The 20,219-nt window shown below is 72.5% G+C and carries 20 protein-coding genes and 1 tRNA gene; 13 read left to right on the top strand and 8 right to left on the bottom strand.

Annotation, left to right across the window (positions count from 1 at the left end):
* Positions 1–46: 46 nt before the first annotated feature.
* From K6U06_RS02115 to K6U06_RS02100, 4 genes are all read right to left on the bottom strand, one after another.
* Positions 47–445 carry a response regulator transcription factor gene (locus K6U06_RS02115; protein ID WP_262320231.1) on the bottom strand — a complete coding sequence of 133 codons (399 nt, stop codon included), beginning with the start codon at positions 443–445 and terminating at the stop codon, positions 47–49.
* Positions 442–978, bottom strand: a complete 537-nt coding sequence (locus K6U06_RS02110; RefSeq protein WP_262320230.1) for a hypothetical protein — start codon at positions 976–978, stop codon at positions 442–444. Before K6U06_RS02110 ends, K6U06_RS02115 begins: the two co-directional genes overlap by 4 nt.
* Before the next feature lie 120 nt (positions 979–1,098).
* A complete protein-coding gene (locus K6U06_RS02105; RefSeq protein ID WP_262320229.1) occupies positions 1,099–2,067 on the bottom strand; it encodes a hypothetical protein in 969 nt (322 codons plus the stop codon).
* Entirely contained in the window at positions 2,064–2,369 is a 306-nt protein-coding gene (locus tag K6U06_RS02100) for a MoaD/ThiS family protein (protein WP_262320228.1), read from the bottom strand. The genes K6U06_RS02105 and K6U06_RS02100 overlap by 4 nt, the downstream gene beginning before the upstream one ends.
* Positions 2,370–2,459: 90 nt before the next feature.
* On the opposite strand from K6U06_RS02100, the gene K6U06_RS02095 reads away from it, so the two are divergent.
* From K6U06_RS02095 to K6U06_RS02085, 3 genes are read left to right on the top strand one after another with little or no spacing between them, the layout of a single operon-like run.
* Positions 2,460–3,122 (top strand): histidine phosphatase family protein, encoded by a 663-nt coding sequence (locus K6U06_RS02095; protein ID WP_262320227.1) that lies wholly within the window; start codon positions 2,460–2,462, stop codon positions 3,120–3,122.
* Between the two features lie 41 nt (positions 3,123–3,163).
* Positions 3,164–3,754, top strand: a complete 591-nt coding sequence (locus K6U06_RS02090; RefSeq protein WP_262320226.1) for a M48 family metallopeptidase — start codon at positions 3,164–3,166, stop codon at positions 3,752–3,754.
* Positions 3,755–3,760: 6 nt separating this feature from the next.
* Positions 3,761–5,197, top strand: a complete 1,437-nt coding sequence (locus K6U06_RS02085) for an acyl-CoA carboxylase subunit beta (RefSeq protein WP_262320225.1) — start codon at positions 3,761–3,763, stop codon at positions 5,195–5,197.
* Positions 5,198–5,216: 19 nt separating this feature from the next.
* Here the strand turns inward: K6U06_RS02085 and K6U06_RS02080 are convergent, their stop codons facing one another.
* Positions 5,217–5,552, bottom strand: coding sequence for a TraR/DksA family transcriptional regulator (locus K6U06_RS02080; RefSeq protein WP_262320224.1), 336 nt, complete (start codon positions 5,550–5,552; stop codon positions 5,217–5,219).
* Between the two features lie 64 nt (positions 5,553–5,616).
* Here K6U06_RS02080 and K6U06_RS02075 point away from each other — a divergent pair, with 64 nt between their 5' ends.
* From K6U06_RS02075 to K6U06_RS02045, 7 genes are all read left to right on the top strand, one after another.
* Positions 5,617–9,024: a bifunctional diguanylate cyclase/phosphodiesterase gene (locus K6U06_RS02075; RefSeq protein ID WP_262320223.1), complete on the top strand. Its 3,408-nt coding sequence runs from the start codon at positions 5,617–5,619 to the stop codon at positions 9,022–9,024.
* Positions 9,025–9,071: 47 nt separating this feature from the next.
* On the top strand, positions 9,072–10,895 hold the full coding sequence (locus K6U06_RS02070; protein ID WP_262320222.1) for a M3 family oligoendopeptidase: 1,824 nt from the start codon (positions 9,072–9,074) through the stop codon (positions 10,893–10,895).
* Between the two features lie 28 nt (positions 10,896–10,923).
* A tRNA-Lys gene (locus K6U06_RS02065) sits at positions 10,924–10,996 on the top strand.
* 385 nt (positions 10,997–11,381) lie between these two features.
* On the top strand, positions 11,382–11,747 hold the full coding sequence (locus tag K6U06_RS02060) for a BlaI/MecI/CopY family transcriptional regulator (protein ID WP_262320221.1): 366 nt from the start codon (positions 11,382–11,384) through the stop codon (positions 11,745–11,747).
* Entirely contained in the window at positions 11,744–12,673 is a 930-nt protein-coding gene (locus tag K6U06_RS02055; protein ID WP_262320220.1) for a M56 family metallopeptidase, read from the top strand. The genes K6U06_RS02060 and K6U06_RS02055 overlap by 4 nt, the downstream gene beginning before the upstream one ends.
* A 27-nt stretch (positions 12,674–12,700) precedes the next feature.
* Positions 12,701–13,327, top strand: a complete 627-nt coding sequence (locus tag K6U06_RS02050; protein ID WP_262320219.1) for a DedA family protein — start codon at positions 12,701–12,703, stop codon at positions 13,325–13,327.
* Between the two features lie 33 nt (positions 13,328–13,360).
* On the top strand, positions 13,361–14,371 hold the full coding sequence (locus tag K6U06_RS02045; protein WP_262320218.1) for an undecaprenyl-diphosphate phosphatase: 1,011 nt from the start codon (positions 13,361–13,363) through the stop codon (positions 14,369–14,371).
* A gap of 48 nt (positions 14,372–14,419) precedes the next feature.
* Here K6U06_RS02045 and K6U06_RS02040 read toward each other — a convergent pair whose 3' ends face one another.
* Positions 14,420–14,848: a MarR family winged helix-turn-helix transcriptional regulator gene (locus K6U06_RS02040; protein ID WP_262320217.1), complete on the bottom strand. Its 429-nt coding sequence runs from the start codon at positions 14,846–14,848 to the stop codon at positions 14,420–14,422.
* 18 nt (positions 14,849–14,866) lie between these two features.
* The gene (locus K6U06_RS02035) at positions 14,867–16,810 is read right to left on the bottom strand and encodes a chloride channel protein (protein ID WP_262320216.1); all 1,944 of its coding nucleotides are present in this window, start codon (positions 16,808–16,810) and stop codon (positions 14,867–14,869) included.
* Between the two features lie 469 nt (positions 16,811–17,279).
* On the opposite strand from K6U06_RS02035, the gene K6U06_RS02030 reads away from it, so the two are divergent.
* Both K6U06_RS02030 and K6U06_RS02025 read left to right on the top strand, forming a co-directional pair.
* The gene (locus K6U06_RS02030; protein WP_262320215.1) at positions 17,280–17,474 is read left to right on the top strand and encodes a DUF4396 domain-containing protein; all 195 of its coding nucleotides are present in this window, start codon (positions 17,280–17,282) and stop codon (positions 17,472–17,474) included.
* A 117-nt stretch (positions 17,475–17,591) separates the two neighbouring features.
* Positions 17,592–18,380 carry an acetate uptake transporter family protein gene (locus K6U06_RS02025; RefSeq protein WP_262320214.1) on the top strand — a complete coding sequence of 263 codons (789 nt, stop codon included), beginning with the start codon at positions 17,592–17,594 and terminating at the stop codon, positions 18,378–18,380.
* A 153-nt stretch (positions 18,381–18,533) separates the two neighbouring features.
* Here the strand turns inward: K6U06_RS02025 and K6U06_RS02020 are convergent, their stop codons facing one another.
* Entirely contained in the window at positions 18,534–19,487 is a 954-nt protein-coding gene (locus K6U06_RS02020) for a LysR family transcriptional regulator (RefSeq protein ID WP_262320213.1), read from the bottom strand.
* A 370-nt stretch (positions 19,488–19,857) separates the two neighbouring features.
* On the opposite strand from K6U06_RS02020, the gene K6U06_RS02015 reads away from it, so the two are divergent.
* On the top strand, positions 19,858–20,202 hold the full coding sequence (locus tag K6U06_RS02015; protein ID WP_262320212.1) for a hypothetical protein: 345 nt from the start codon (positions 19,858–19,860) through the stop codon (positions 20,200–20,202).
* The last annotated feature ends 17 nt before the right edge of the window (positions 20,203–20,219 follow it).

The following is a 20,219-nucleotide window of genomic DNA, read 5'->3' as shown; positions in this document are numbered from 1 at the left end:
GGTCCCCTAAGGCTACCGGCGGGTCGCGCTGCGCCCCCGGCTCCGGCTACCGCGACAGCAGCCCGGCGACCAGGTCGAGCAGGTCGCCTGACGCGAACGGCTTGACCACGAACGCGTCGGCGCCGGCCTCCCGGCAGCGGGCCTCCAAGTCGGGGTGGTCCCCGGCGGTGAGCACCACCACCTTGACCCGCTCGTGGTCCAGCCGCCGGCACACCTCGACCCCGTCGATGCCGGGCATCATGACGTCGAGGAGCACGACGGCAGGCTGACTGGAGCGGGCCAGGGCCAGGGCCGCCTCCCCGTCGGTCGCCTCGACCACTTCCATGTCGTCGCATTCGAGCACCGCGCGCACCACTCGCCGCACCAGGTCGTCGTCGTCGACGACGAGCACCAGACGCGACCGGAGTCGCTCGCTCGGGCTGGCCTCCGCCGGCGCCGGGCTCACTCGAGGAGGGTGTCGACGCTCGCCTCGCCGCTCTTGTAGCGGCGGACGATCTCCTCCTGGAGAGCGTCTAGGACCTCGTGGAGGGAGCGGCGCTGCCCTGACACCTCCCGCTCGACGGCCTCGAGGCCGGCGGAGATGGCGGCGACGTCGGCGTCGGACATGTCGGGCAGCCGGGACATGTTCGCGGTGGTGACGACCGCCTCGATGCGAGCGAGCAGCTCCGCGTCGATCTGGCCCGGGGCGATGATGGTGGTCAGCCGCCCGAGGCCGGGGGCGTGGACGTGCTCGCCGAGGATCTCAGGCAGGCGGTCGACCAGGCGGGCCAGGTCCTCCGGCGGCAGGCCGGCGGAGCGCCGCTGCTGCTCGGCGAGCACGATGTCGAGGCGGCCCTGCACCATCCGGCGCAAGTAAGACAGACCGGTCTCGACCTCGTTGGCGGCGTCGCGCCGGGCGCGCACCTCCGGGAGGGGCAATCCGGCCAGCCCTTCGAGGTATCCGGGCGCCAGGATTTCCTCAACGGTGAGCTCGGCCATCCGTTCGAGCGTAGCGCACCCCCTCCCCGTGACCGCGGGGTGCGGCCGGGCCGCTACGGCATCTTCGGAGATGCGCGCCAGGCGCCCGATTCGCGCGAGACCTCCCGGCGCCGGCCGGGGTCAGCGCAGCAGCAGGTGGGAGGCGACGACCCACGCCGGGCCGGCTAGGAGCAGCGAGTCCAAGCGGCGCAGCGCCGGGAGGCGGGCGTCTGCGGCCAGCCTTCGGGCGACCACCACCCCGAGGGGGGCGAGCAGGGCGACCAGCCCGAACATGACCCACGGCCGGTCCCCCGAGAACGGGGGGTTGACGACCGCCGCGACCATCACCGCCAGAACGCCGACGGTGACTACGCCTGCGACCGCCCCGAGGACGCCGCCGCTGCTGCCGGTGCCCATGAGGTAGTTGGCCACGTCGAACAGGCAGATCGCCGACACCAGGCTCACCCTGGTCCCGAGCGATCCGTGGTCGGCCAGCACCAGGGTGGCGGCACCGAGCCCCGGCCACAGGGCGCCGGCCGCCGCCGGGACCGAGCCGCCCCCCGCGGCGCGCACGGCCGCCGCGGCGCCGAGCGCCACCGCCACCGCCACCGGCCAGCCCGCGGTGGCCGCCAGCGGAACCAGCGCGGCGCCGACCGCGGCGACCAGCGCGGCGCGTCGCTCCACCTGCGGGCCGTGGCGGACCAGCGACGCGGCGGCGACCGCCGCTACCGGGGCGACCACGACGGCGACGACGGCGGGGGCGGCGACGGTCGCCCCGACGAGCACCAGTCCCCAGAGCACCCCGAGGCGGCCGGTCGGGGGAACGCGCCGGGGGGCCGGGGCCGTCGGGCGCCGGGCGGAGGCCGGGCGGCGGGAGCCGGAGGGACGCGGCGTGCTCTCCCCGGCGGGAGCCCGGCTCGCGGCACCCACCCCGGCGCGCCTCGACTCGCGCCCGCGGCGGGGGGCCGGCGCGGGGTCCCTCACCGGAGCGGCGCGCCCGTTGGCCGGGGCCGGGCGAGGCCGGGCCGCTCGAGGCGCGCGGTAGCCGTCCTCCCGGTAGGCGTCGGGGTCACCGTAGGCGGGGGCGGCAGTGGAGGTGGAGGTGCTCACCGGTCGAAACCGCCCGACACCGGCGGCAGGACCGCGACTTCGTCGCCTTCCGCGAGGGCCGTCGCAGGCCCGGCTTCGGACCCGTTGACCCACACCCGGCTGATGGCCAGCACCCGCCCGAAGTCCTCGCCGTAGCGGGCCTCGGCGGTCGCCAGGACCTCACCCACCGTGGCGGCGCTGCACTCGGTGCGGCCGGTCCCAGCCGCCTGGCGGGCGGACGCGAACATCCGAAGCACGACCGTCGGAACCGCCGAAGACGGCTGCGCACCCGCGCCGACCTGGTTGTTCGCGCCCGATCCCATGCCCTCACGCTACCCGCCGGTACCGATCACGACTCCGCCGAGGGGGACCACCGGGCCGATCCAGGCGCTTCCCCGGCCTACCGTGGCGGGGTGCCCCGGCTCGTCGTCGTCCGCCACGCCCAGTCGGAGTGGAACGCCGAAGGCCGCTGGCAGGGCCGGGCCGACCCTCCGCTGTCACCGGCCGGGGAAGAGCAGGCCCGCCTCGCCGGCGCCGCTCTGGCCGACGCCATCGCCGCCGGGGACGCCCCCGGCCCGATCACCGCGGTGTGGTCGTCGGACCTGCGCCGGGCCCGGGACACCGCGGCCCTCCTCGGGTCCGCCGCCGGCTGGCGCGGCCCGCTCCGAGAGGTCCGCGACCTGCGCGAGCACGACGTCGGCGAGTGGAGCGGCCTCACCCACGGCGAGATCGAACAGCGCTGGCCGGGGCTGATCGAGGAGTGGGGCGCCGGCCGCCTGGCGGCCACGCCCGGCGGCGAGCCCCGAACCGCGTTCGACCGGCGGGTGCGCCAGGGTCTGCTCACAGTCGTCGCCGCGGCCCATACCGGCGACCCGGGCCCCGGCCTCCACGTGGTGGTCACCCACGGCGGGGTGCTGCGGGCCGTGGCTCGCTGGCTCGGTCACCCCGAGCGGGCCCTGTCGCAGCTGGAAGGATTCCTGCTCTGCGCTGCGGCGCCGTCCTCCGAGCCCCTCCTCGAGGGACCGGTCGCCTTGCTTCAAGGGTGGGGCGAACCCGCGCCGCGGCCCCCGCGATGAGCGCGCCGAGCGCCGCTTCGGGCCCGCGACCGTACGGTACGGTGCCCACCGTGAGGGTCGTGGTGGTCCGCAGCCCCCGTAGACGCAAGACGGTGCAGGCCCGCGAGGTCGGCGACGTGCTCCAAGTGTCGATCCCCGCCACGATGACCAGGGCCGACGAGGAGCGCTGGGTCGCGGAGATGCTCCGGCGGGTGGAGCGCCGCTCCGCGGCCTCCACCGTCGACCTGGAGGAGCGGGCCGCCGAGCTGGCCGGCCGCTACCACCTCCGGCGACCGGCGACGATCCGCTGGGTCGACAACCAGCGGTGGCGGTGGGGAAGCTGCACCCCCGCCGACCGGGCGGTGCGGATCTCGTCCCGGTTGGCCCAGGAGCCGGGCTGGGTCCTCGACTACGTGATCGTCCACGAACTGGCCCACCTCGACGTCCCCCGGCACGGGCCTGACTTCTGGGCGCTGGTCGGCCGTTACCCCCTGACCGAGCGAGCCCGCGGCTACCTCATCGCCAGGGCGCTGGCGCCCGAACCGGGAGCGACCCCGCCCGGCGCAGTCGGACCCGACGCCGACGCCGACGGGTGCGACGAGGACGGTCCGGTCCCGCCGCGACGTAACCGCCGCGGCCCTGACGGCGTCTGAACCGAGATGGCCCTCTCCCGCCGCAGCGCCGCCGCCTCCTGGGTGGGTACCGGTTCGTTCGATCCCAGCCCGCACCCCGCAGAAGTGTCCCGGCAGCGGTGGCTGCCGCTTCGCGGCGGGGTGCCCGGCTCGACGACCGCCGGGATCGAGCGGCTGGCCCTCACCGGCCGGCGGGTGGTGCTGGTGCGTACCGACCCGGCCCACCATCTCGGCGCGCTGAGCCCGGAGGACAGCGCCACCCTGGCGGCCGGCGCCCGCGTCGCGCTCGATCAGCGCCTGCCGCTCGTCATGATCCTTTCGTCGTCGGGGGCCGACATCCACGAGGGCGTCGCCGCGCTGCACGGGTGGGGCACCGCCGCCCTGGCCGTCTCCCGCTGCTCGGGCATGGTCCCGGTGATGGCGGTGGTCGACGGGCTGGCCGTGTCGGGACCGGCGCTGCTCCTAGGCATGGCCGACGTCACGGTGATGACCGCCAGCGCGGTGGCGTACGTGTCGGGGCCGGCCGCGGTGGCGGAGCTGACCGGCCTGCGCCTCGGGGCCGACGCGCTGGGCGGCGCCAGCGTCCACGGGCGTTCGACGGGGGTCGCGGCGCTCAGCGCGGCCAGCCTCGATGCTGCCCTCGACCGCGTCGCCGAGGTCCTCGACTACCTGCCCGACCACAGCGACGAGATGGCGGAGCGGTGGCCGACCGACGAGCCCGCCGACCGCCCCGCACCTGAGCTGCGGGACCTGATCCCGCCGGCGAGCACCGGCTCCTACGACGTGCGCAGAGTCATCGCCGAGCTGTCCGACGACGGCGACCTGCTCGAGCTGCGGGCGCAGTGGGCCCCGCAGCTGGTCACCGCGCTGACCCGCATCGACGGCCGGCCGGTCGGGGTGGTGGCCAACCAGCCCCAGTCCATGGCCGGGACCCTGGACATCGCCGCGTCGCAGAAAGGCGCCCGGTTCGTGGCGTTTTGCGATGCGTTCAACGTCGCGCTGCTCACTCTCGTCGACACCCCGGGTTTCATGCCCGGCAAGGACCTCGAGTGGCGGGGCATGATCCGCCACGGCGCGCAGCTGGTGCACTCGTACGCCGAGGCGACCGTGCCGCGGGTCTGCCTGGTGCTGCGAAAGGCGTTCGGGGGGGCGTACATCGTCATGGACTCGAAGCTGATGGGGAACGACCTGTGCTTGGCGTGGCCCTCGGCGCAGATCGCGGTGATGGGAGCCCAGGGCGCGGTGCAGATCCTCCACCGGCGCGAGCCGCCCGAGGTCCAGCGCCGGTTGGTCGAGGACTACGAGGAGACCTACCTGAACCCGTACGTGGCCGCCGAGCGGGGTTTCGTCGATCGGGTCATCGACCCGATCGACACCCGCTTCGAAGTGGTGCGCGCGCTGCGGATGCTCGACTCGAAGCGGGAGCGGATCCCCCACCGCAAGCACGGCAACGGCCCGCTTTGAGCGAGGCGCGCCGGGCGGCTCAACGGTGGGCGGCGCAGACCATGAGCAGCGGGTCCGCTTCGAGCGCAGCCGGGTCGATCGGCGCCCCGCAGGTCACGCATCTGCCGTAAGCGCCCTTGTCGATCCGGCCCAGCGCGGCCTCGATCCCGTCGAGCTCCCCGGCGATGGTGCCGAGCACGGCCAGGTCCGCTTCGATGTCGGGGCGCCGGGCGGCCACCGCCGGCCCGGTCCCGTCCGAGACGCCCTCCGCCTCGGCGTCATCGGGGTCGGGGCCTCCCGGACCGGTCCCTTCCCCGGCCGGCGGCTGGAGGGGCGGTTGCGGTGCTGGTGTCCCGTTGTGCCCGATCTCGTCCACGAATTCAGGCTAGTGGCGCACCGTTTCCCTCAAGTGACGGGCCCGGCGTGCCGAAGTAGCCGGCGTGGGCCGGAGGCGACGTCGCACTGCGCCTCCTGGGCTGCTCGATCAGCCCGCCGTCGCGAAGTGGCAGCCGTGGCGCAGCGGCCTGGCGCTGTTCGCCACCATCATCGCGGTGCCGACGATCGGGCTGCTAGGCGTTGACCACATCGTGCACCGCGACCTCGAGCAGCGGGCCACCGCCGCCAACTCGGAGGTCGCCGACCAGCTGGCGGTCACCCTGGGCCAGGCCATCGACCAGCGGGCCCGCCTCGTCGTCGGCGCCAGCCGCGGCCCGGGGTTGCTCGGTACCGGCCTCCCCGCCGCGGGCTCCGGCGCCGATCTGAGCGCGAGCCTGGCCGTGCTCGCCGCCGACGGCGGCTTTTGCAACGCGGAGCTGATCGTGTCCCCCACCCAGACGGTGAGCGCCAGCACCGCCACGCCCTGCGCCCCAGCCCCCGGCGACCCGGTCCCCGGACCCGACGGTGTGGGGGTGCTGGCGGCGCGCTTCGCCGGCGCGACGGCCTTCGCCGGGTACCAAGTCGCGGTCCCCGCCGCGCCGGGCCAGCATCCCGTGCTGCGGGTCACCTACGCCCTCACCGGCGTGGCCGGGCCTCTCCGAGCCCCCCTCGGCGGGACATCCATGATCGTCGCCGGCAGCGGCCGGGTCGTGCAGTCGAGCACGCCGACCCAAGACGGCCTCCAGCCGCAAGCTGCCGGGTTCGTCGCCATGGCCCGCGCCCACCGGGCCGGCTCGGCGCGGCTCTACGCCCCGACCGTCGGGCGGACGATCCTGTTCTCCTACGCGCCGGTCCCCGGGACCCCCTACGGCGCGGCGACCACCGTGCCCGTCGACATCGCCTACCGGGGAGCCGACACCCTGCAGCGGGAGCTGTGGCTCGGCTACGGCGGGTTCGTGGGGCTGGCCGGCGCGGTCGCCGCCGGCATGACGCTCCTCGTCCGGCGCCGGGACCTGGCTCGGGCGGTCGCGGCCCGGCGGGCGTCCGCGCTGGCGGAGCTGTCACCCGACGGGATCGCGGTACTCGACCCCGACCGGCGGGTCGTCTACGCCAACCAGTCGCTCGCGACGTTGCTCCACCACGACGCTCCCGCCGACATGATCGGCCTGCCCGGCACGACCTGGGCCGGGCCGGACAACCGGCCCCCGGAGGCCGACTCCGCGGTGGCCGTCGGGCAGGCGGTCACCCTCCACCGCCTGGACGGGACCCCGGTACCGGTGGAGACCAACGCCGCTCCGCTGGACCTCGACGGCAAGACCGGCCGCCTGGTCGTCATCCGCGACATGACCGAGCGCCGGCGCGTCGAGCTGGCCATGGCCGCGGCGGAGGGCCGCCAGCGGGCCATCTTGGACACGATCCCCGACGGGGTGGTGCTCTACGACCTCGACGACGACGGGCTCCCGGTCCCGGTGATGGTCAACCCGGCCGCGACGGAGATGCTCGGCCTGGGCCTGGACCGGCTCAAGGACTGGGGATTCGAGTTCGGTCTGGAGATCCTCGACGAGCACGGCGACGCGCTCACCCGCGACGAGATGCCGGTGCGGTGCGTGGCCCGCACCGGGCAGCCGCTCGACGGGCTGGTCTGGGGCATCCGGCGGGACGGCCGGGTCCGGTGGTTGCGCAGCAGCACCCGGCCGATCCTCGACGCCGGCGGGACGCTGACGGGGGTGGTCACCTCCCTCGTCGACATCACCGGCGAGCGGGCCGTCCACGCCGAGGTGGCCGCTGCTCACGCCCGCTACGCCGCGCTGATCGAGCACGGCAGCGACTTGATCAGCGTCCTCGACGTCAGGGGCCGGCTCCGCTACCTGAGCCCGGCCCACGGACGGCTCTTCGGCTGGGACGACGGGTGGCTCGGCCGGCGGGTGGACGAGGCGATGCACCCCGATGACCGCCGGGCCGCCCGGGCCGCTCTCAGCCGCTTGCTGAGCGAACCCGACGCGGTCGAGCGGCTGAGCTGCCGGATCCGGACGGTGACCGGCGAGTACCGTCATCTCGACGTCACCTGCACCAACCGCCTGGCCGATCCTTGGGTCAATGGTGTGGTCACCAACAGCCGGGACGTGACCGACGAGGTCGAGGCGTCCGAGCTGCTGCGCCATCAGGCCACCCACGACCCCCTCACCGGCCTGGCCAACCGCACCCTGCTGCTGGACCGCATGGAGAGGGCGCTGGTGAGCGGACCCTGCGCGGTGTTGTTCATCGACTTGGACCACTTCAAGCGGGTCAACGACACCCTCGGTCACGCCGCCGGCGACGAGCTGCTGGAGGTGATCGCCCGGCGCCTGCAAGCCACGCTGCGCCCAGGCGACAGCGTCGCTCGGGTCGGCGGCGACGAGTTCGTGGTGCTCGCGGACGGGGTGCACACAAGCGAGGCGGCCGCCGCCATCGCGGCCCGGATAACCGACGCGATCACCCGACCGGTGCGCCTGAGCGCCCGGACGATGACCGTCGGATGCTCGGTCGGCATCGCTCTGGCCCACCCGAGCGTGGTCAGGGAACCGGAGCTGGTACTCCAAGACGCCGACACCGCCCTCTACCAGGCCAAAGAGCGGGGACGTAACCGGGCCGAGGTGTACGACACCGCGGTGCGGGTCCGGACCCAGCAGCGCCTCGACGCCGAGGCGCTGGTCCGGTCCGCCATCGACGACGACAAGCTGGCCGTGGTGTTCCAGCCCGTGATCGATCTGAGCACCGGGATGGCGGTGGGCACCGAGGCCCTGGCCCGGCTCAACGCCTCCGACGGCGGCCTGATCGGCCCGGAGAAGTTCATCGACGCCGCCGAGGACTCCGGGCTGATCGTGCCGCTCGGCGCCGCGATCCTCGACATGGCCTGCGCGCAGCAAGCCGAGTGGAACGCGTCCGGCGCGGCGCTCACCCAGGTGTCAGTCAATCTCTCCGCCCGCCAGCTCGGCGAGCCCGGCTTGATCTCCGGCGTAGCGGAGGTCCTGGACCGTCACGGGCTGACCGCCGCCCACCTGTGCCTGGAGCTCACCGAGTCTTCCCTGATCGATGCCGGTGAGACCAGCCGCCGCGCGATCAGCGACCTGAAGGCGATGGGGATCACCCTCGCCCTCGACGACTTCGGGACCGGGTGGTCGTCGCTGGCCTACCTCCGGCGCTTCCCGATCGACATCATCAAGATCGATCGCAGCTTCGTGAGCGGTCTCGGCGTCGACAACAGCGACACGGAAGTGGTCCGGGCGGTGATCGGTCTCGGCCGGGCCCTCGGGCTCACCACGGTGGCCGAGGGCGTGGAGACCCCCGCGCAGGCGCAGCATCTCATCCAGCTCGGCTGCCACTACGCGCAGGGGTACTTCTACGGCCGGCCGGTGCCGGCCAGCAAGCTCGGGGACGCGGTCGGGCGCTCCCGCAACGGCGCGCTCCACGCGCCGCCGGTCGCGCTCCGCTGACCGAGCCCGCCGCCGGCATCGGGAGGCGCCGGCCCTATCGTGAGCCCATGTCCGGCGTGCTGCCCCGTTGGGAGATCGACAGCCTGTTCCCGAGTCTCCGGTCGCGTCAGATGACCGCGGCGAGGGAAGGCCTGGTGGCCGACATGGAGCGGATGCGGGTCCTCTTCGACCGCAACGACGTCGGCCCCGGCCCGGCTCGCGCCGCTACCGGCGAGGACCGCGGCGTCCTGTCGGAGATCTTCGACGCGATGAACGACCTCCTCGGGCGGCTGGAGCCTCTCGGCGCTTACCTCCACGCCCTGGTCGCCACCGACGCTCGCGACGACGAGGCGGCAGCGGCGCAGGCCGCCCTCGACGCTGACCTGGTGGCCCTCGACGGGCTCCGCAACCGTCTCGACGCGTGGGTCGCCAGGCTCGGGGCGGACGGGTTGACCAGCGACGAGGACGGCGGGGAGTACGCCCACCTCCTGCGCCGGGCCGAGGTAGCAGCGTCCCACCAGATGTCCCAGGGCCAAGAGGAGCTGCTGAGCGAGCTGCGCCTGTCGGGGTCGTCGGCGTGGACCCGACTGGCAGGCGACCTGACCTCCACCCTGACCGGGGTCCTCGACGGCGAGCGTCTGCCGGTGACGGTGCTGAGGGGGAAGGCCACCGACGCCGACCGGGCGCTGCGGGAACGGGCGTTTCGCGCGGAGCTGGCGGCGTGGGAGACCGTGGCGGTCCCGATGGCTGCGTGCCTCAACGGGGTCAAAGGGGAAGGGGTGACGGTCAACCGCCGGCGGGGGTGGCCCGACGCGCTCGGGCCGGCGCTGTTTTCCAACAGCGTCGAGCGGGTGACCTTGGACGCGATGCAGGCCGCCGCCACGGCCTCCTTCCCCGACTTCCGACGGTTCTTGCGGGCCAAGGCCCGGCTGCTCGCCGCCCCCACCGCCAACGGCGGGTTGGCCTGGTGGGACCTGATGGCGCCGGTCCCGGGAGAGTCCAGCATCGAGTGGTCCGCGGCCGAGGCCGCCGTCGAGCGGGCCTTCGCCACCTACTCGCCCGGCCTAGGCGCGCACGCCCGGCGGGCCTTCGACGCCCGGTGGGTCGACGCCGAGCCTCGAGACGGGAAGCGGGGCGGCGCTTTTTGCATGAGCGTCGGGGACGGCGACAGCCGCATCCTCATGAACTTCGACGGTTCGTGGGACAGCGTCCAGACCTTGGCCCACGAGCTGGGCCACGCCTACCACAACGTCAATCTGGCCGGCCGCCCGCCACTGCAGCAGCGGACGCCGATGGCCCTGGCGGAGACCGCGAGCATTTTCTGCGAGACGGTCATGGTCGAGGCCGGCCTGGCCGCGGCCGACCCGGCATCGCGCCTGGCGCTGCTCAACGTGGACCTGCAGGGCGCAGCGCAGACGGTGGTCGACATTCACTCCCGGTTCCTGTTCGAGCGCCACGTGTTCGAAAAGCGCGAGGTCGGTCCCCTCTCGGTGCGAGAACTGTGCGAGGCGATGACCGACGCGCAGCGGTCCACCTACGGTGACGGGCTCGACGACTCGACGCTGCACCCGTGGATGTGGGCGGTGAAACCGCACTACTACTCGGTCGGGCAGCCGTTCTATAACTGGCCGTACTGCTTCGGCCTGCTGTTCGGGGTCGGCCTCTACGCCCGTTTCCGGAGCGACCCTGACCGGTTCCGGGCCGGTTACGACGACCTGCTTTCCTCGACCGGTACCGGCACCGCCGCGGAGCTGGCCGGCCGTTTCGACATCGATGTGCGCTCCGAGGGGTTTTGGACTTCCAGCCTCGACGTGATCCGGGCCCGCATCGACGAGTTCGTGGGCTTGGTGGACGGGGCCGTCGGGCCCGGATCGCCGGCCCCGGGCCGCTAGGGTCTGTGCCGCTAGGGTCTGTGCCGTCGGGCCGCTAACTCAATTGGCAGAGTAGACGCCTTTTAAGCGTACAGTTCCGGGTTCGAGCCCCGGGCGGCCCACTCGCTGGCGTATCCCGCTTCCGGGAGGATCGGCGCCGCTTCCTCCGGGCGCCAACCGAGCGAGCGAAGCGAGTCGAGGGCGGTAGCGAGGCGGCCGGAGGTCGCCTCGTGGCTTGTGCTCTGGCCCCGAAAGGCACAACGGGCCCGCCGGGCCCGTTGGCTAACGCACCGGCCTGCGGCCGGCTTGTTGTCCGAGGGAAGCTGCCCAGCCTCGCGGTGGTCCCCTGTCGCCCGCTCCAGGCGGACGGGATACCACGCGCCGCTGGGTCTCGCCGCCGGCCGATAGCGCCGCGACCATCAGCCGCCCGCCACCGCCTACGCTCCAGGTACGACAACGCTGTAGTTGCACCCCGCCGGCTGCGCCGGCCAGACGCCGGAGACCGCGATGCCCAGACGACGAGCGCCAGGGATGCTCGAAGCCGAGGTCCTGGCGGTGCTTTGGTCGGCCGGCGACGCGCTCACCCCCGAGGAGGTCCGCCGACGCCTCGGCGACGACTTGGCGTACACCACGATCACCACCATCTTGATCCGCCTCCAGGAGAAGGGCGCGGTGCGCAGGGAGCCGGCGGGGCGCGGCTTCGCCTACGCCGCCGTGCTCCGAGAAGCGGACCTGGTCGCCAACCGGATGCGGGCTCTGCTCGAGGACCAGCGGGACCGCGACGGTGTCCTCAGCCGCTTCGTAGCCGGTCTCGACGCGAAGACCCAGGCGGCGCTGCGCCAGGCGTTGGAATCCGGGCAGGGCCAGCGATGAGCGGCCCGGCCTTCTGGCTGCTGGTCCCCTTCGCCGCGTCGGTCGTCTTCGGGGCGTGGGCTCCGGTGGCGGCACGGCGGATGCCGCCTCGGGCCGCGACGTTCCTGCTCAGCGTCGGCTCGTCGGTCGTCTCCGGCGGGACCATCGTCGCCGCCGCGCTGGTGGTGGCCCTCGTCGGCGGTGAGACCCCCGTCGCCGCGGAGCACGGGCACTGGTCGGTCCACCAGCTCGAGGCGATGCAACCGTTCAGCACGGGCGTAGCCGTGGCGGCCGTAGCCGCGCTGATCCTCCAGGCGGGCGCGCTCGTCCACGCCGCCGAGCGACACGGGCGGCTGCTCGGCCGGGCGTGGTGGACCAGTCACCAGGCCACCACTGCGCTGGTCGTCATCGACGATCCCGGTCCGACCGCTTACGCGGTCCCGGGGTGGCCTGGACGCATCGTCGCCAGCGCCGGCCTCCTCAGCGCGTTCGACTCGACCGAGCGGCGGGTGGTGTTGGCCCACGAACAGGCGCACCTCGACGGCCGTCACGACCTGCACCTCACGGCGGTGGCGCTGGCCGCGGCGGTCAACCCGTTCCTGCGGCGCGTCCCGGGGGCGTGCCGGCTGTCGACGGAGCGCTGGGCCGACGAGCGCGCCGCCGTGGCGGTCGGTGACCGCCGGGTGGTCGCCGAGACCATCGTCCGGGCGGCCGCTGCCGTCCCCTGCCCCAGCCCGCGGATGTTGACCTTCGGTGCCGCCCGCCACCATGTCGTGGCGCGCGTCACCGCCTTGCTCGACGCGCCGGCGACGCACCGCCCGGCCACCGAGCTGGTGATGGGTGCAACCGTCCTCCTCACCGCGGTCGCCACCGCCCTGTCGGTGCGCGACACCAAGCACTTGTTCGAAGTCGCCGAGCGGGCCCTGCAGGTCTCAGCCGCCGGCTGATCACCGAGGGCCAGAAGGAAGCCGCAGATGACCCATTTCCTCACCACCCAGATAAGCCACCACGGGTACACCGCGGTGTTCTTGCTGATGGTCCTCGAATCTGCCTGCATCCCCATCCCGAGCGAGGTCATAATGCTCTTCGGCGGGGCGTTGGCGGGCGGGCTGCTCGCGGCCGGGCATCCCCACGTGAGCCTGCTCGGGATCGGGATCTCCGGGGCGGTCGGCAACCTGGCCGGCTCGCTCATCGCGTACGCGGTCGGTCGAGCCGGCGGCCGGCCGCTCGTCGAGCGCTACGGGCACTACGTGCTGCTGCGGAAGGACCACATCGACAAGGCGGAAGCGTTCTTCGCCCGCCGGGGCGACGTCGCGGTGCTCGTCGGGCGGGTCCTTCCGGTGGTGCGGACCTTCATCAGCCTCCCCGCCGGGGTCGCCGAGATGCCCTTGGGCCGCTTCACCCTCTACACGTTGATCGGCTGCCTCCCCTGGACCTTCGCCCTCGCCGGCGCGGGCGATGCGCTGGCCTCCAACTGGGACTCGGTGACCTCGTATTTCACCGTGGCCAGCGTGGTCATCGCCGTCGTGGTCGTCGCGGTCATCGTCCGCTGGCTGCTCAAGCTCCGCAGGCAGCGCTCCCAGCAGACCACCGCCGGCTGAGCCAGACCGCCAACATCCGACCCGAGAGAACCGATGCTCACCGCCACCACCGCGCCAGCCGCCATCTACCACATGAACTTCCTGCAGGCGATCGTCCTCGGGTTGATCCAGGGCGTCTACGAGCTGTTCCCGCTCTCCAGCCTGGGCCACACGGTCTTGATCCCGTCGTGGATCGGCGGCAACTGGGCGCTCCTGGTCAAGCAGGAGTCGCTCTCCGAGAGCCCCTACCTGGCGTTCGTGGTCGCCCTCCACCTGGCCAACGCCATCGCCTTGGTGCTCTTCTACATCAGGGAATGGGTGCGCCTGATCGCCGGCTTCTTCCGCTCGCTGGCCCGCAGGCGCATCGAGACTGACACCGAGCGGCTGGCCTGGCTCATCGTGATCGCCACCATCCCGGTCGGGATCCTGGGCCTCCTGCTCGAGCACCCGTTCCGGACGCTGTTCGCCAAGCCGCTGGCCGCGGCCGCGTTCTTGACCGTCAACGGCGTGATCCTCGGCGCCGGCGAGTGGTACCGGCGCCGGCCCCGCCCGACGCCGGAGAACGCCGCAACGCCGGACGCCGCGGCGCCGGTCGCCGCGCTGCAGGGCCGGGCCGCCACCATGGGCCGGTTGCGCGACGAGAACATCGTGACCATCGACGCCAACGCCGAGCGCGAGCTCAACGCCCAGATCAGCTGGTGGAGCACGCTTTGGATCGGCGCCGCCCAGAGCCTGGCGCTGCTCGCCGGCATCAGCCGGGAGGGCGTGGCGATGGTCGGCGGGCTGTACCGGGGCCTGTCCAACGAGAACGCGTTGCGTTTCGCGTTCTTGCTGTCGGCTCCGGTGATCTTCGCGGCCGGCGCCCTCAAGGTGCCCGACCTGCTCGGGCCTCTAGGCAACGGCATCCGGGGTCAGGCCATCGCCGGTGCCGGCGCCGCGGTGATCGCCTCCTTCGCGGCCATCTTCTTCCTGGCCCGCTACTTCAAGACCCGCACGCTGCGGCCCTTCGCCATCTACTCGATCCTCTTCGGGGTGGCGTCGGTCGTCCGCTTCGGTATCTTCTGAACCACCAGCGGCGCGCGAGGCGGTCGTCAGCTGGCGTTCCGACCGGGGCTACATCCGGGCGTGAGGACCGCTCAGCCCTTTCCAGATCCCGGCCATCTGCGGCGCGAGGCGGGCCAGCTCCTCGAGGTGGAGGGCCGAGAGCTGCGCCAGGCGCTTCTCGGCCTGCCTGGTGAGCGCGAGGCGCGTCACCCGCCGGTCGTCAGGGTCGGCGTGGCGGGTCACCAGGCCGGCGCGCTCGGCCCGGTCGACCAGCCCGACCGCGCTGTGATGCTTGAGCGTCAGGTATCCCGCCACGTCGCTGATCGTCGGGCCCCGCCGATCGTCGTGTCCCTTGACCGCGAGCAGCAGCTGGTGCTGCGCGCCGGTGAGCCCCACCTGGTTGGCTTGGTCCTCGCTCCACCGCAAGAACTCCCGCAGCCCGGTACGGACCTGCAGCAGCCGCTGGTAGTCGGCTGCTGTGACCGTCGTCGGAGCCATCGGCTTCGGATTGTAGGGTCACTCCGCTCCGCCGGCCCGCCGGGGGGAACCGACCGCCCCAGCGGCTGGAGGTGCGGCCCCGCCCGGCTCGGCGGCTGCCATCCCGCCCGCGGATCGCCGCAGGCGGCGGAAGGTCAGCTGGCGCTCCCGGTGGCGTTCCTCGATCAGCTGGCGGCGACGGCCCGCCAGCAACTCGAAGTGGGTGACCACGCCCACCAAGCGACCGCCGGGCGAGTCGACGACTGGAAGCGCTCCGAGCTCGTGGTGGGCCATTCGGTCCGCGGCCGAACGCAGCGTCTCACCGGCGTGGGCGACGACCGGGTTGGAGTGCATGATCTGCCCGACGGTGAGCTCGGGCCGGTCCCGGTGCTCGGTGACATCAGCCCAGCCGACCACGCCGACCATGGCCGATTCCTGGTCGATGACCGGGAACAGCCGCTGGCGGCGGGCGACCGCGTCGGTTTCGATGATCGCCCGCAGGTCACCCGCCGGCGTCGCCGGGCTGACCGTCAGCAGGTCGGTGACCATCGCTTCGCGGACGAACACCGCCTCGAGCTGGTCCACCGCGTACTCCCGCATCACGTGGAACCCTTTCCGGGCCACCTTCTCGGTGAGGATCGACCGCTTGAGGATCAAGGCGCTGACCAGGTGGGCCAGCGCGCAGACGATCAGCAGCGGCAGCAGCGAGCCGGTGTCGTGGGTCAGCTCGAACGCGAACACGATCGACGTGAACGGCGAGCGGGTCACCCCCGCCAGCGCGCCGGCCATGCCCATCAGCGCCCAGGTGGCGCTGCTACCACCGAACGCGTGGCCGATCACCCCGCCCATCGCGGCACCCATCATCAACAACGGCGCCAGGATCCCGCCGCTGGTCCCCGACCCGAGCGCAACCGACCACATGACCAGCTTGGTCACCAGGAGCAGAACCAGCGCGCCGACCGCCAGCTTGCCGGCCAGCTCGTCTCCGATGACCGAGTAGCCCACACCCAACGCTTTCGGGTCGATCATCCCGCCGACCCCGACGACCACCCCACCGATGGCCGGCCACCACATCCAGTGGATGGGCAGCTTCTTGAACAGGTCCTCTGCGCCGTAGCAGGCGGTGGTCAGCACCAAAGCGAGGACCCCGGCGGCGACGCCGATGACCGCCGCCTGACCGACTCCCGCGGCTCCGAACGCGCCGTGCGGCGGGACCGGGAACAGCGGACGGGGCCCCATCAGGTGGTGGGCCGCGAAGACGTCCCGTACGACCTCGGCCACCGTCACCGCCACCGCGATCGGCACGAACGAGCGGGGTCGCCACTCGAAGACCAGCAGCTCGACGCCGAACAGCGCCGCTGCGACCGGAGTCCCGAACACGCCGGCCATGCCGGCGCACGCGCCGGCCACCAGCAGGGTCCGCCGCTCGATCGCCGCCAGCCGGAACAGCTGCGCCAGCACCGATCCGATGGCGCCGCCGGTGAGGATGATGGGGCCTTCGGCGCCGAACGGGCCGCCCGATCCGATGCTCAGCGCGCTGGAGATCGGCTTCAGCACGGCCAGGCGGGGCTGCACGGCCGACCCGCCGATCAGGATCGTCTCCATCGCCTCGGGGATTCCGTGACCGCGGATCTGCTCGGAGCCGAAGCGCGCCATCACGCCGACTAGGAGCCCCCCGACGACCGGGATCAGCACCGACCACGCCCCCCATCGATGCACGCTTGGGGCCACCAGGCTGTCGCCGAGCGTGCCGTAGTAGGCCAGGTGGGTGAACAACCCGATGAGGTCCAGCAGGCCGAGGGCGACGCACGCCGCTATCGCTCCCACCACGACCGCCAGCGGCAGCAGCGCGACGGTGCGCCACTTGACGGTGAAGTCGCCGAGCGCTGTAGCCGCCTCGTCGGCCGGATCCTCTTCCCGCTCGACGCGCTGCACCCGCTCGACGTAGCCCGTCCCGTTGACGAGCGCCCCGTCCTCGTTCACCCGATCACCTCTCCGTTTCTCGCTGTACTCCCGAGGCGGCCCGGTACCCGCCTGAAGCGAACAGGTGTCGCTACGACTAGATCGTAACACGACCTTCTTGGCCGAGCGGGAGCCGGCTGTACGACTAGGGGCAACACCGGGGGATCATCACAGCTTCGGTCTGGTGAAGAGTCCGGGTGGCGGGCCGAGCTGAGCGTCGACGACCCACCGGAACGGCCTTGGTGGTCGAGCGTGGCGACCGGGGTCAGTCACTGCGGCGCCGGTCGCACATCGGGGGACCTGTGCGCCGGGTGGGCGTGTACGGCACCGGGCCACGCTCGCCGGCCTGTCGCTCTCCCCGAGTACACGAGCACATCGGTGACTACTGCTCGCGCTGGGCTTCGGGGTCGCCCATTCAGCACTCCGCCGTCGCCTCTATCCGCGGCTTGCCGGCACGCGAGGGACTGGTCGAGGCGGCGAAGGCGGACGCTTGTCGCGCACCCGCTTCGAGGTGGGCCTCTTCGGCCGGATGGCGTTGACGCAATTCGTCTTCTTCCCGCACCAGATTCATCCCGATCGCGCCGCGTACTGGTTCTTTATGCAGATCGGGATGATCGTCGGCTACTTCACCGCCTGGCCCACCAACGTGTGGCTGATCCGAAACGGCATCAAGGAAGCGACGTAACGAGCCGGATGCACCAAACGCGTGACATCGGGAGGATCATTCCAATCGCCAACGAGTCTGGTCCGCCCCGCAGGCCCGGGTAGGTGGTGAATCGTCAACCGTTGCAAGGAGATAATGATGACGACCGACACCCACGTTCGCAGCAGCGCCAACGGCCAGGAGCAAAGAAGCGACGCCGAGCGGTGGCTGGACCTAACCAGCGCCGACGACGACCGGGCCTGGCACGCCCGCACCAGGGTGGTCCTGCAGCCGATCGCCGCCCCGTCCATCATGGGCCTGTTCGGGTTCATGCTCGCCACCGTCATGGTCGGCGCGTGGCAGGCGGGATGGTACGGCGACGGGACCAGCCCGTTGATCATCTGGCCTTTTGCCCTCGTCGCCGGCGGCTTGATGCAGGTCATCGCCGCGGCCGCCTGCTACCGGGCCCGTGACGGGGTGGCGCTCGCGGTTCACTCCGCGTGGGGCGCTTTTTGGATCGGCTGGTCGATCCTGCAGCTGCTCGTCGCGACCCACGTCATGGCGACCATCCCGCTCGGCAGCGCCAACAGCACCTTCGCCTTCTGGTTCATCGGCCTGACGCTGGTCACCGCCAGCGCGGCGCTCGCGGCGCTCGGCACCAGCGCCTCGGTGTTCGCCACCCTGGCTGCCCTGGCGACCGCTTCGGCGTTCACCGCCGCCGGTTTCTACGACGGCAGCCTGGGCCTGTTGCGGGTCGGCGGATGGCTGCTGGTCGGCTCGGCCGGTGGGGCCTGGTACGTGGCCACCGCGATGATGCTCGAGCAGAGCGTGGGGCGCACCGTCTTGCCGCTGGGCCGCTGGTCGGCCGACGCCAACGTGCCCGGGCGGATCGCCACCCGGCCCATCGAGCGCAGCTCCGGGATGCCGGGCGTGCGTGTCGGGCAGTAACCGCCGACCGGCCTTCCGGCTGAAGGTCTTCCCCCCGACCGGCCGGCGCGACCCACGGTCGCGCCGGCCTCGGCTTGTCCCGAGTGACGCCTCGAAGACGCATCGACCGCGCCCTGCGATGGCGGAGTGGACGGGGAGGCGAAACGCGCCTGGTCAGTGCTGAGAGGACAGCTCGGGGTCGTCGACTATGCGATCGGGCCAGACGTCGGGCTGGCCCAGGTGGTGGCGGGCGGTGTCGCGGATGACCTCCCGGAAGTTGGCCAGCACCAGCGACCGGTCGCTGCGACGCCACGCCATGCCGGCGGTCGTCACCTGCGGCTGACCCGTGAGGTGGGCGTAGTCCACGCCGGGGACCGGGTAGAGGTGGGCGACGCTGGCGGGGACCAACGCGCACCCCGCGCCTCCCGCTACGAGTAGAAGTACCGCGGTCAGCGACGACGCCTCCCGGGCGATGCGAGGCTCGATCCCCGCGGCTTCGAAGGCCGCGTCGATGTGGATCCGCAACCCGCGGGCCGCGGCATGGGTGGGCACCACGAACGGCGTGTCGGCCATCTCGGCCAGAGCCGAGGACCGCTCCCCGGAGCCGGCGCTCGCCGGCATGGCCAGCATCAGGCTCTCCTGCACCAAGTGTTCGTACTCGAGGTCGCCGGTGTACCACGGGGACCGGACGAAGACCAGGTCCAGGCGGCGGTTGCGCAGCCCGTCGAGGAGGTCGCCGGTGGAGCCCTCCGTCAGGTCCAGCTCCACCTCGCCGTATCGGTCCTTGAACGCCTTGAGCCCGAGCGGCAGCAGGTCGACTGTCACCTCCGGTACGTAGCCGACGCAGAGGGTGCCCGCCTCCCCCCTGGACGCCCGCCGGGCTTGCAGCACCGCTTGGTCGACCTCGGCGAGGATATTGCGGGCCGCCTCGAGGAACACCTTGCCGGCGTCGGTCAGGCCGTCGACGCTGTGGGGACGGTCGATCAGCTCGACACCGAGATGGCGTTCGAGGGCGCGGATCTGCTGACTGAGCGGCGACTGGGCCATGTGCAGCCGCTTGGCGGCGCGCCCAAAGTGCAGCTCCTCGGCGGTCACCACGAAGTACCGCAGGTGACGAAGCTCGATCATCTGGTCTCCAGGGGACGGGGTTGGCGGTGCTTCACGTCAGTGTCTTTCCCGCGGGCAGGGAACTCCAAGACAACCCGGGGGCGCCGCCCGCCGTTCGATCCCGCAGAGGCCCGCTGCCGTCCACCGCTCGATACCGCCCGCTTCTGGGTCGTCGGCGCGCACCGCGGCTTTCGGTTGAACCCGGCGCTCATGTGAGCCTACGGACGTTCGTGTCGTTCGGCAAGGCGCCAGTTCTCCTGCCAGAGCCCACGTAGGTGGCCCCGGGGCGTCAGACGGGCAGCGGCGGCGCGCCATGAAAAGGACGCCTGGGAACGAAGGTAAAATCGTCTTTTCGTTCACCGAATCATGAACCTCATGGAGGGGCCAGCAGGTGCTGCAATCGGCCGAGGGTGACGGTGGGGGTGAGGGCGACGGCAAGGTCGTCACTCTTTGCGGCTCGACCAGGTTCGAGGAGGAGTTCGCGAAGGTGAACCAGCGGCTCACGATGGAAGGCTGCGTCGTGATCAGCCTGGGGATGTTCGCTCTTCCCGACCTGGCGGGCTACGACTGGACGTCCGACGATTCGAACCTGAGGGGGCGGCTCGCCGCTGTGCACTCCCAGAAGATCCGCATGGCCGACGAGGTCTACGTGTGGATCCCAGCGGTTACCTGGGCGAGTCAACCCGCCGAGAGGTCGCCTACGCGGAGTCGCTGGGTAAGCCGATCCGGTATCTGAGCCGCGATCGGGTGACT

The organism is Acidiferrimicrobium sp. IK, assembly GCF_025499425.1.
GTDB lineage: Bacteria > Actinomycetota > Acidimicrobiia > Acidimicrobiales > Palsa-688 > Acidiferrimicrobium.
Note: the sequence above shows the minus strand (reverse complement) of the source record. Positions and strands in the feature narration are given on the sequence as shown.